The 11,988-nt window shown below is 43.3% G+C and carries 7 protein-coding genes; all 7 read left to right on the top strand.

Annotated elements, in window-relative coordinates:
- The first annotated feature begins 77 nt into the window (after positions 1 to 77).
- The 7 genes from I6J02_RS02110 (at position 78) to I6J02_RS02080 (ending at position 11,986) form a co-directional block, all read left to right on the top strand.
- Positions 78 to 1,907 carry an FAD-dependent oxidoreductase gene (locus tag I6J02_RS02110; protein ID WP_201680198.1) on the top strand — a complete coding sequence of 610 codons (1,830 nt, stop codon included), beginning with the start codon at positions 78 to 80 and terminating at the stop codon, positions 1,905 to 1,907.
- A 122-nt stretch (positions 1,908 to 2,029) separates the two neighbouring features.
- Positions 2,030 to 5,227 carry a SusC/RagA family TonB-linked outer membrane protein gene (locus I6J02_RS02105; protein ID WP_201680197.1) on the top strand — a complete coding sequence of 1,066 codons (3,198 nt, stop codon included), beginning with the start codon at positions 2,030 to 2,032 and terminating at the stop codon, positions 5,225 to 5,227.
- A 23-nt stretch (positions 5,228 to 5,250) separates the two neighbouring features.
- On the top strand, positions 5,251 to 7,089 hold the full coding sequence (locus I6J02_RS02100; RefSeq protein ID WP_201680196.1) for a RagB/SusD family nutrient uptake outer membrane protein: 1,839 nt from the start codon (positions 5,251 to 5,253) through the stop codon (positions 7,087 to 7,089).
- A gap of 15 nt (positions 7,090 to 7,104) precedes the next feature.
- Positions 7,105 to 8,043, top strand: coding sequence for a DUF5017 domain-containing protein (locus I6J02_RS02095; protein ID WP_201680195.1), 939 nt, complete (start codon positions 7,105 to 7,107; stop codon positions 8,041 to 8,043).
- 1 nt (position 8,044) lies between these two features.
- On the top strand, positions 8,045 to 9,430 hold the full coding sequence (locus I6J02_RS02090) for a DUF5009 domain-containing protein (protein WP_201680194.1): 1,386 nt from the start codon (positions 8,045 to 8,047) through the stop codon (positions 9,428 to 9,430).
- Positions 9,431 to 9,463: 33 nt separating this feature from the next.
- Positions 9,464 to 11,296, top strand: a complete 1,833-nt coding sequence (locus tag I6J02_RS02085) for a sodium:solute symporter family protein (RefSeq protein WP_201680193.1) — start codon at positions 9,464 to 9,466, stop codon at positions 11,294 to 11,296.
- A 3-nt stretch (positions 11,297 to 11,299) separates the two neighbouring features.
- A complete protein-coding gene (locus tag I6J02_RS02080) occupies positions 11,300 to 11,986 on the top strand; it encodes a GDSL-type esterase/lipase family protein (protein ID WP_201680192.1) in 687 nt (228 codons plus the stop codon).
- Positions 11,987 to 11,988: the final 2 nt, after the last annotated feature.

Here is an 11,988-nt window from a genome sequence, read left to right as displayed (position 1 = left end):
ATAAAAAAAATTAATAATTGTTGTGTTTATTTTAAATATATTATATATTAGTGGTCTGTAAACCATATTATGATAAAATGAAAATCTACCTAGTATTCATCACCTTATTCTTTACCTGTTTAATTCATGCTGAGGGTGCTTCTCCTGTCCGTGTCGATGTACTTATCGTCGGTGGGGGAGCCAGTGGTACCACGGCAGCTATACAAGCCTCCCGTCTCGGGGTGAAGACACTGGTCATTGAAGAAACACAATGGCTGGGTGGAATGCTTACGGCTGCCGGGGTTTCTGCTATAGATGGCAATCATCAGATGCCGGCGGGGCTGTGGGGCGAATTCAGAAGTCATTTATATAAGTATTATGGAGGCCCTGCCGCTGTAGAGACGGGATGGGTAAGTAATACGCTCTTTGAACCTTCCGTCGGAAATAAAATTCTGAAAACCATGATTGCCGCAGAAAAAAACGTGGAAGTCTGGTATTCTTCACAATGGAAGAAAATAACTAAAACGGCACAGGGCTGGGAGGTCGAGGTAGATAAGAAAGGGAAGAAAATACAGGTGTCGGCCAGAATTGTAATCGATGCAACGGAGCTTGGAGATCTGCTGCCGGCAGTGGGAGCATCCTATAAGATTGGTATGGATAGCCGTCAGGATACAAAAGAGGAATATGCTCCCGAAAAAGCAAATGATATTATTCAGGATCTGACTTATGTAGCGGTGTTGAAAGATTACGGTCCCGGAGCAGATAAGACGATCAGGAAACCAAAGGGATATGATCCAAAGGTGTTCGAGCATGCCTGTGATGTAGCCGATCCGGCATCGCATGATAATACGCCTAAGATTGACTGTTCACAAATGATCACGTACGGAAAACTTCCGAACGGGAAATATATGATCAACTGGCCAAAGGATGGCAATGATATTTATCTGAATATAATCGAGAAATCACCGGAAGAACGTAAGAAAGCATTGCAGGAGGCCAAAGATCATACCTTGCGTTTTATCTACCACCTGCAGACTGTACTTGGATTTAAACATCTGGGACTTGCGGATGACGAGTTTGATACAGCAGATAAACTGCCTTTTATTCCTTACCATCGGGAATCCAGAAGAGTAACGGGGATTGCGGCGTTGACGTTGCCTTATGTTCAAAAGCCATATGAACAGGATGTACCCTTATACAGAGCAGGAGGTATTGTAGGGGACTATACCATAGATCATCATCACCTGAAAAACCCGGATGCTCCAAAAATTGATTTTGTGAAAATCAAAGTGCCTTCTTACAATGTGCCTCTTGGAGCTCTTATTCCGGCAGGTGTAGATAATTTTATTGTTGCAGAAAAGAGCATCAGTGTGAGTAATATCGTAGCAGGAGCGACACGTCTTCAACCGGTAGTATTGGGTATCGGTCAGGCAGCCGGTGCACTGGCGGCTCTGGCTGTAAAAGAAGGCCGTAGTCCTCAGCATCTACAGGTAAGAACTGTGCAGCAAACGTTGCTTGAAAATGACGCTTATCTGATGCCTTTTATAGATGTCAAACCACAGGATCGCTATTTCGAAGCAGTACAACGCATTGGTGCAACCGGCATACTTAAGGGAAAAGGAATCGCTTATAAGTGGGCCAACCAGACCTGGTTTTATCCTGAACACCGTATCAGTGAATATGATCTCACTGAAGGATTAAGAACCTATTATCCACAGCTACGGGACGTACAGGCTTCCGGTAAAGATCTGGAAATTGATTTTTTGGCTACATTGATTCATAGCATTGATCCGAAAAAAGGCAAAGAAGAAATTATAAACGCATACAGCGGCAACAAGTATCTGACACGCGCTGAGGCGGCGGTGCTTATCGATCAGTACCTGAACCCTTTTGCGCAAAATATAGATTTTCAGGGTCGGCTGAAATAATAAATACAGTCAACCCAATCAATTAAAGAGAATATATCTTATGAAAACAATATAGCTCGTCTTCGAAGGAGCTATAGAACAAACCGAGTAACCAACATTTTATAAACAACCTAAATAATGCTATGAACAACATGAATGAGCTTAGTAGGTGGAAGGACAGTCCTGTGTGGCGTATCCTTACATTAATGATTCTGTTGATTTTTTCATCACACACGGCCAGTAGTCAGACCCGGCAGGTACAGGGAACAGTCCTGGATCAGGACGGGAAACCTTTGGCGGGTGTGTCTGTGAGCGTGGTAGAATCTCAGAAACAAACGTTTTCCGATGGGAAAGGTAATTTTAGTATTGCTGTGAAACCCTCAGACAAATCCTTAACATTTAGTTATGTCGGCTATGAAGGCAAGATCGTGGCGCTGGGTGATCGTACGCAGTTACAGGTGTCACTTGCAGTGTCGACCTCACAGATGGATGAAGTGGTCGTCATCGGATATGGTACTGCGCAACGTAAGGACCTGACCGGATCTGTGGGATCGGTAAAAATTGAAGATCTGCAGAAAGCCCCGGTTAAAACTTTTGATGAAGCACTTGCCGGACGAGTGGCAGGGGTACAGGTCAGTTCGGCAGAAGGACAGCCGGGTTCGGGTATTGATATTACCATTCGTGGAAATAACTCGATCACACAAAGTAACTTTCCGCTCTTTGTAATAGATGGTTTTCCATTTGAAAGTGCGGGAGACCAGTCTATCAATCCCATAAATACAATTGATCCGGGAGATATCGAATCTATTGATGTGCTGAAAGATGCTTCGGCTACTGCTATTTACGGAGCACGGGGAGCCAATGGGGTTATTATTGTTACGACCAAAAGAGGGAAGGTAGGAAAACCGGTATTGACATTTAATACATACTACGGGCTGCAGGAAAATAATAAAAGACTACAATCCCTGAATCCTTACGAATTTGTGCGTCTGCAAAATGAGATTGATTCTGTTCGTACCCGAACCTTATATTTTCAGGATGGCCGCAATCTGGACTATTACCGTACAGTAAAGGGAATCAACTGGGAAGATGAGATTACACGCATCGCACCGATGCAGAATCACTATTTTAACATGTCAGGAGGCACCGAAAAAACCAAGTATTCTACCACATTGTCGTATACCGGGCAAGATGGAGTACTGATAAATTCGGGTTTCAAACGTATACTGGGTAAGATGGTGCTGGATCAGCAGGTCAATGATAAACTGAAAGTAGGCTTAAATGCCGGTTATTCTTACATCAAAACTTTTGGTACACCGACTTCAGCATCGGGTTATGTCAATGAGACGAATATGCTCTTCAGTGTATGGTCATTCAGACCGTTGTCTATTGATCCGACATTGGATCTGATCAATGAGCCGGTCGATCCGGAAGTTGAGCAGGGAAATAATAATACCTTCAATCCTATACTGACAGCCCGAAATGAGCTTCGGGAAAATTATGGTGGTAGTCTGAATACAAATGCTTATCTGGAATACGAAATCAATAAATATCTGAAACTTCGTCTGGCTGGTGGTTACAATCAGGGTCAGCGTGAGTATGATGTCTTCAACGGACGATTCTCGAGATCCGGTTTTATTTCCAACTTTGCGGTCAGCGGGTCCAAATCTATCTTTATGAGTTCAGGCTGGCAAAATGCCAATACCCTGACGTATGCACGGAGATTAAATAAGAATCATTACTTCGATCTGATGGTCGGTTTCTCTGCCGAATCCGGCAAAAGCAGACTGTTCAACGGAAGTGCTATTCTTCTGCCAAATGAAAGTCTGGGTCTGAATGGCCTGGGAGAAGGTATCCCAAATGCGGTAGGAGCAGGCTCTTCTGAATGGGCATTAGCTTCCTTTATGGGAAGATTAAACTATAAGCTGCTGGATCGTTTTATTTTTACGACTACCTTACGTGTAGACGGTTCTTCCCGTTTCCTTGGAGACAATATCTGGGGTTACTTTCCTTCAGCTGCTGCGGCATGGCAGATGGATAAAGAAGAGTGGCTTAAATCGGTTCCGGCAATTTCGACCTCCAAACTTCGCGTGTCATGGGGAGTCACCGGTAACAATGCTGTCAGCAATTTTGCTGCTTATCCGGCTATGGCTGCAGTCAATACAGATGCCGGTAATTTCTACAATAATTTTCCGGGATATACTTTTGGCGGAGGTTATTCCAATGGACTGGCAAATATCAGTATCGGAAATCCGAACCTGAAATGGGAGTCAACTAGTCAGATCGATATCGGATATAATCTGGGATTGTTCAAAGATAAGCTCACCGTAGAAGTAGATGTATACGATAAGAAAACATCCAATCTGTTGCTGAATGCCGATATGTCTCCGAACACCGGATATTACAGATCTATCAAGAATATCGGCAAAGTGGGTAACAGAGGACTGGAAGTCACACTTAGCTATTCACCTATTGTCAAAAAGGACTTTAGCTGGAATACATCTTTTAATATTGCTTTTAACAGAAACAAAGTCTTGTCACTGGCTGAGAATCAAAACTATCTGCTGACCAGTCAGGGATGGGGTGATGACTGGAAAAATATTCCGGGATATGTGGCCAAGATAGGTGAGCCTATCGGCATGTTCTATGGATATATCTATGAAGGTGTATATAAGTATGATGATTTTAATAAGGTCGGGGATAATTATGTGCTGAAGGACAATGTGACCTCTAATAATGCTTCAGGTACTTCAGTTCAGCCGGGAGATATCAAATACCGTGATCTGAACGGCGACTACATTATCAATGAAGCAGATAAGACAGTTATCGGTAATCCTAATCCTGTTCACATAGGAGGTTTTTCCAATAACTTTTCATATAAAGGTTTTGACCTGAATGTCTTTTTACAATGGTCCTACGGCAATGATATTCTGAATGCCAATCGTATTGTATTTGAATCGGCCTATAAGTATGGTTATAACCAATGGGCTACCTATGCGGACCGATGGTCTCCCGAAAATCCGGATTCAGATATCCCGGGCGTAGCAGCAATCAAAGGAAATGCTTCCAAAGCATATTCAACGCGTGTAGTGGAGGATGGTTCATTTCTGAGGCTGAAGACAGTAGCTCTGGGCTATAATTTCAAAAGGGAGTTTTTGCAGGGTATCAAACTGAAGACACTGCGGATATATGCCTCCGCTCAGAATCTCGTGACCTGGACTAAATATTCAGGCTATGATCCGGAAGTCTCCGTGAGGAGATCTGCTTTGACTCCGGGTTTTGACTTTTCTGCTTACCCGAGAGCCAGAACGATAACTGTGGGTTTGAATACAACATTTTAAAAGGATTATAACAGCATATAATTATGAAAAAAATACTGATATCTTTAGTCATTGGAGCAGCTGCATTGACATCCTGCAACAAATTTCTGGAAATATTGCCGACCAGTACTGTTGCTCCTCAGAATTTCTTCCGGAATGAGGCAGAAGCAGAAATGGCACTGACGGGAGTATATGATATTCTGGCCAAATCCGGAACATACGGTCGTACGATCTATTTTGAGCTTGATATCGCTGACGATAGTTTTGTCGCACTTTCTTCCTGGACACAGGATCTTGCCTTATTTAATTACAACCCTTCAGATACAAAAGTTACAGACCTGTGGAATTATCTCTATACAGGAATCAACAGAGCCAACACCTTGCTTGATAATATTGACCGCGTAGATATGGATGCTACCAAAAGAAAAGCAATTGAAGGGCAGGCTTTATTCTTAAGAGCGTATTACTACTTTATATTGACCAACTACTGGGGCAATATTCCTGTACGTACTACTGCAACCTCTTCAGTGACTGATAATGACCTGGAGTTTACTCCTTACAGCGAGGTGTATAAAATGATTGTTGCAGATATGGAAAAGGCAGCAGATATGGTCAATCCTGCGTCTGCTTACGGACATGCAGGACGGGTGACCAAACAGACTGTATGGGGTATTCTTGCACGTGTCAATCTCAAGATGGGCGGAGCCCCTTTGCATGATCAGTCCCGTTATGCGGAAGCAAAAAAATGGGCTGAAAAGGTAATCCTCGGCGGAGGAAATGCATTGAACCCGGATTTCAGAGAGGTTTTCAAAAATATGAGTAAAGGAACTTATGATGTGAAGGAATCCATGTGGGAAGTTGAATTTAACCGGTACAATGGTACACAGAATGAAGAGGGGGCACTTGGTTCCATCAATGGTATAGCTGCTTCGGCTACCACACCATGGGGATTCAGCTATGGTGCAAAGCATGCCATCCCGTATTACTTTAATATGTTTGAAAATTATCCGATGACGATCAATGGGGTAAGTCAGATCCTTTCTCCCGATATGCGGAGAGACTGGACAATCGGATCGTATTACTACTCCGGTAATCTGAAAGTCGGCTATAACGGTACACAGATATACAACCGGATGGATGCAAAGTGGAGAAGAGAATATGAACCTACTGATCCTAAATTTAACGGTACCACTACCATCAACTTTCCTTTGTTAAGATATTCTGATGTCCTGCTGATGTATGCCGAAGCTGACAATGAGATCAACGGGCCACAAAATCAGGCTGTTGAATATGTAAATCAGGTGAGACGAAGAGCATATGGTAAAACGTTGGGCAATGGGGTATACTATGTGACTGTCGATAACGGCGGAACAGGATATACACAGGAGCCACAGGTCAATGTCGTGGGTGGCGGAGGTTACGATGCGGAGGCGAGAGCTGTAATATCTGCAGGGAAAGTGACAAGTATCATGCTTCTCAATCCCGGGCAGGGATTCACTTCTGTACCCAATGTGGTCATTGCAGGAAACGGAACAGGAGCCACGGCTACGGCTACTTTAGATCCACGCGCTACAGTCAATGCTGATCTGAAAACCAATGAAATTCTTGATAAAGTAGCGTTTCGTCTGGCTGTCCGCAGAGAGCGGGCATTAGAGCTGGGCTATGAAGGTTTGAGAAGATTTGATCTGGTACGCTGGGGAGATTACATCAGCACGATGAAAAATGTTGCTGTTCATATCAAGAGTACTGCAACAGGTACATCTGCTACTTATGCATATGCCTCCCGTCACGGAGATAATATCTCACAGCGTGATACAGTGCTGGCTATTCCTTCGCGGGAGATCCAGATGAACAAAAAGGCTAAACAAAATAATGGTTGGTAAGTAATCATAATGAATATGAAAAAGATTTGGATCAATACAATAGCTATACTTAGCATTTTTTATATGAATTCCTGTCAGAAAGATATTCCTGAAAAAGTATCTTTCGAGGCTAATCCTGACCGTATGGAAATCGGCCTGCAGGATTCTGTAACCTTTACCTATACCGGATATGCAGATGTTATATCTTTCTATTCGGGAGAAAAAGGCCGGGAATATCAATACCGGGATCGTACCGAAATGGAAGGATTGAGCATGGAACTGTCCATTGCCTCGCGTGTGTTATACGGTTCGCAGGAGAAAAATGTGAAACTGATGTATTCGACATCATTCTCCGGAAATTATTCGGCAGCAGGAATCAAGGAGGAAGAATGGACGGATATCAGTGATAAATTTACCTGGTCTACAGCGGCTGTTCCTAACGGAATCGCTGCCACGACTACAGCTTCCGGTCCTGCAGACCTTTCTTCTTTACTGGTACCAGGTAAGCCTATCTATTTTGCTTACCGGTATGAAAGTCAGGCGGCTACCTCTGCCGCTACCGGCGGAAGATCATGGAGACTGCCTGTATTTGATCTGGCCACTAAAACACCGGAGGGCACACGTGCTGTACTGGCTACTGTGCGGACAGCAGGATGGAAGATTGTGCCCGTACTCACAGGAGTCAACAAGGCTAGTTACTGGACCATCAGCTCTTCAGACCCGTATCTGTTCTTTACACCTAACAGTACACTGGAGCCACATATCCACTGGGTAATCACAGCTCCGTTTGCACCAACGAGTGTTAAGCCGGATAAACCATTGGTTCAGAAAGCAATGATAGATCCGATGCCACAACGCCTGACCTACAAGTTCACGACTCCGGGTACATATAAAGTAACATTTGTTGCGCAGAATGTAAATTACAAAGGAGAGGAAACTGCAGTGAAACAGTTTGATATCAAAGTGAATCCATAACATGCAGGTCAAAAGAAATAATAGTCTGGACACCTTACGCGGAATTGCCATTCTTCTGATGGTCTTGTCGGCCAGCATTGCTTTTGGAGTCATGCCAGGCTGGATGTATCATGCGCAGGTACCGCCACCCGATCATCAGTTTAACCCGGCCATTGCCGGTATTACCTGGGTGGATCTGGTATTTCCTTTCTTCCTGTTTTCAATGGGGGCGGCCATTCCTTTGTCTATGCAAAACAAGTTGACCAAGTTATCCTCCTGGCAGATTTTGCTCTCTGTAGCAAAGCGGTTTATACTGTTGGTCTTCTTTGCTTTATTCACGATGCATGCAAGGGCATGGGTACTTAGTGATAGTCCCGGCACAAAAGAATATGTGCTGTCAATATTGTCATTCGGTCTCTTGTTTCTGATATATGTTGATCTGGAGCAGAAGATTGGTAAACGTAATGACTGGATAGTAAAAATCATATCCTATCTGGCCTGTGCTGCCATTGTGTTTATGGGTAAGGATCAGGATAAAACCTTTAACATCCACAATCCCGATATTATTATTCTGGTACTGGCCAACATGGCTCTTTTCGGCACGTTGATATGGTGGCTGACTGCCAAAAACATCTGGATCAGGATGGGAGTTCTTCCGTTGATAATGGCTGTATTCCTGGCATCTAAAAACGAAGGATCTATCAATTATTACCTCTACAACTGGACTCCGGCCGACTGGCTGTATAAGTTTTACTACCTCAAATATCTGTTTATTATTCTGCCGGCTACATTGGTTGGAGAATGGATCATTGCAGAACAGAAGTCACCGTCGGATTGGAAAACCTGCAAATCTTCTTATCTGATGGTAGGAATGATAGGGTTTCTGTTGTTGTTGGCTAATGTAATTCTGCTGTATAGCCGGGAGCTGGTTCTTAACTTTTTCTTGTCTGCGGTATTGATGTTAGCTGCTGTATATCTGATCCGCAAGATCGGAACGGTCAATATTATATCCAGACTGGTGTATACAGGAAGTTATCTGCTGTTGCTTGGTCTGTTGCTGGAGTCGTATGAAGGAGGGATCAAGAAAGATTTTTCCACATACAGTTATTACTTCGTGTGTTCTGGACTTGCCTTTTTCACAATGTCCTCCCTGTATGTACTGGAAGTATACGGATTATTCAGCAGGATGACCCGGATACTGGCTTCAGTCGGTAAAAACCCAATGGTAGCCTACACTGCGGGCAACTTGCTGCTGATTCCGGTATTGCGTCTTTCCGGACTGGAGGAATACCTCAACCGGTTGAATCACGGATTGGGGGACGGTACATTGAGAGGCGTTATTTTTACAGGTATTGTCGCCTTATTTACGATCTGGACCACAGAGAAAAAGTGGTTTTGGAAATCATAGTTTATCAAATTTTATAATTATAGCGTTTAATCAATGAGTCTAAGTTTAGTCGATATAAGCATCATATTTGTTTATATCATTGGTATAATAGGATTGGGATTTTATATCTCTACAAAAGCATCTAAAGATCTGCAATCTTATTTTTTAGGGGGCAATACGATGAAATGGTATTACCTGGGGCTGAGTAACGCGTCCGGAATGTTTGATACATCCGGTACAATGTGGACCGTCAGTATACTTTTCATTTATGGACTCAAGAGTGCCTGGATTCCCTGGCTGTGGCCGGTCTGGAATCAGGTTTTTGTCTTTGTCTATCTGGCCATATGGATGCGCCGGTCGGGGGTAATGACAGGGGCACAATGGATTACTTTTCGTTTTGGTGACGGCAAAGGTTCCAAGTTGTCACATATTATCATTGTGGCATTTGCGGTAATAAGTGTGATTGGCTTTATAGCCTATTTCTTTGAAGGCATCGGTAAGTTTTGTACTTCCATTCTTCCGTGGGATCTGAGTGTGGATATACTCGGCTATCATTTGTCTTCGGCCCGCTCATATGCCTTGATTATCTGTGCGCTGACGACCTTATATACAGTTAAAGGCGGTATGTACAGTGTAGTAGCGACAGAGGTGCTGCAGTTTTTTATTATGACGCTGGCTTGTTTTGCCATAGGGTATATTGCTTATAATGCTGTGACTGCTGAGCAGATTCGTGCAGCCATACCGGATGGATGGCTTGATATGTCATTTGGCTGGACACTTGATCTGGATTGGAGCAAGACACAGGTTCCCAATGCAAACGATAAAATACTATCCGACGGATTCGGGATGTTTGGCGCTTTGTTTATGATGATGGTATTCAAAGGAATATTTGCCTCAATTGCCGGACCTGTACCGAGCTACGATATGCAGCGCGTATTGTCTTCACGTACTCCGTCTGATGCAGCAAAGATGAGTGTGAGTTCCATCTTTGTAATGTATATACCCCGTTATCTGATGGTAGCGTCATTCGCCGTGCTGGGACTGGTATATCTTGGGCCGGAAATGGGGCAGATGGGAGCCAATATTGATTTCGAAAAAGTGCTTCCCGAAGCGGTCAACCGCTTTGTACCGATAGGGCTTAAAGGATTGATCCTCGCCGGATTTCTTTCCGCTTTCATGGGGACGTTCTCCGCATTTGTCAATTCTGCCCCGGCATACATTGTCAACGATATCTATAAAAAGTATGTAAACCCGAATGCCTCCAATGCAAAATATATACGCCTGAGTATTATATCCTCAGTGCTGCTGGTTATTATCGGTATTATATTTGGCTTCAATGCAGCTTCACTTAATAAGATTACACTATGGATTACTTCTGCCTTATATGGAGGTTATGTGGCTGCCAACGTGTTGAAATGGGTTTGGTGGCGTTTTTCAGGAGACGGTTATTTCTGGGGTATGCTTTTCGGCCTTATAGCTTCTACGCTCAAATTATTCCTGTTTCCGGAGATTGTCGATATTTATATCTTCCCTATTATTTTCCTTTTCTCACTTCTGGGATGTATTATCGGGACTTACCTCAAGCCCCTGGAAAATCGTGAAACAGTCAAAGAATTCTACAAGAAAACAAAGCCCTGGGGTTTTTGGGGCCCTATAAAGAAAGAGGTTGAAATGGAAGATCCTTCTTTTGTCGCCAACAGCGGATTCAAGAGAGATATGTTCAATGTTGTGATCGGGATTGTATGGCAGATGGCACAGGTCGTTATACCGATTTACTTTATGGTAAGAGAAAATACCAAGATGGTGATCTGGTGTGCGGTGCTGATCCTTACGAGTATTCTGTTGAAAAAATTCTGGTGGAATAAACTCCCTGAAGCAGATAAATAACATATGGAGAAGAAGCGTATTTATATGATCCTGATCCTGTGTCTGCAGATGATAACAGGATTATTTGCACAGGAAGCAGTAATAGACAGTAGCTATGCAAACAGTTATTATCAGAAGCGTCAGGCCTATTACGATCAGTTGCCTAAAGTGAAGAATGCTATTGTCTTTCTAGGGAACAGTATCACAGAAGCAGGTCAATGGTATGAAATCGCACAGGTGCCTCATATTATCAACAGAGGTATCAGCGGAGATGTGACGTACGGTATATTGAACAGGTTGTCTTCCGTTACTGCCCTTCAACCGAAAAAAATCTTTATGACAGTAGGAATTAACGATGTCAAAAGAGGGATTCCTCCGGAATATACAGTACAGAATATAGAACGGATTATTAAAAGAGTACGTAAAGAATCCCCGAAAACAAAATTACTGATTCAGAGTGTACTGCCGGTTAGGGAATCTATGTTTACAGATGGTTACCAGCGTGTGACCAATCAAAAAGTAGTGCTGCTTAACGAACAAATCAAAACGCTGTGTCAGCAGTATAATGTTCCGTTTATAGATGTCCATCAGGCTATATTCCTGGATAAGGAAGGGCGCCTGAAACAAGAACTGACAACAGATGGGATACATCTCCGGGCAGAAGCTTATATACAATGGATCGACTACCTGAAAACTAAGAAATATTTATAACC

Origin of the sequence: Sphingobacterium spiritivorum, from assembly GCF_016725325.1 — a bacterium.
GTDB lineage: Bacteria > Bacteroidota > Bacteroidia > Sphingobacteriales > Sphingobacteriaceae > Sphingobacterium.
The sequence above is the reverse complement of the archived record's forward strand: the minus strand, read 5'-3'. Positions and strand labels throughout refer to the sequence as shown.

Excerpts from the sequence above, each read along its gene's own strand:
- I6J02_RS02085 (WP_201680193.1), top strand. The coding sequence starts at position 9,464 with ATGAGTCTAAGTTTAGTCGATATAAGCATCATATTTGTTTATATCATT.
- I6J02_RS02105 (WP_201680197.1), top strand. The coding sequence starts at position 2,030 with ATGAACAACATGAATGAGCTTAGTAGGTGGAAGGACAGTCCTGTGTGG.
- I6J02_RS02095 (WP_201680195.1), top strand. The coding sequence starts at position 7,105 with ATGAAAAAGATTTGGATCAATACAATAGCTATACTTAGCATTTTTTAT.
- I6J02_RS02110 (WP_201680198.1), top strand. The coding sequence starts at position 78 with ATGAAAATCTACCTAGTATTCATCACCTTATTCTTTACCTGTTTAATT.
- I6J02_RS02090 (WP_201680194.1), top strand. The coding sequence starts at position 8,045 with ATGCAGGTCAAAAGAAATAATAGTCTGGACACCTTACGCGGAATTGCC.
- I6J02_RS02100 (WP_201680196.1), top strand. The coding sequence starts at position 5,251 with ATGAAAAAAATACTGATATCTTTAGTCATTGGAGCAGCTGCATTGACA.
- I6J02_RS02080 (WP_201680192.1), top strand. The coding sequence starts at position 11,300 with ATGGAGAAGAAGCGTATTTATATGATCCTGATCCTGTGTCTGCAGATG.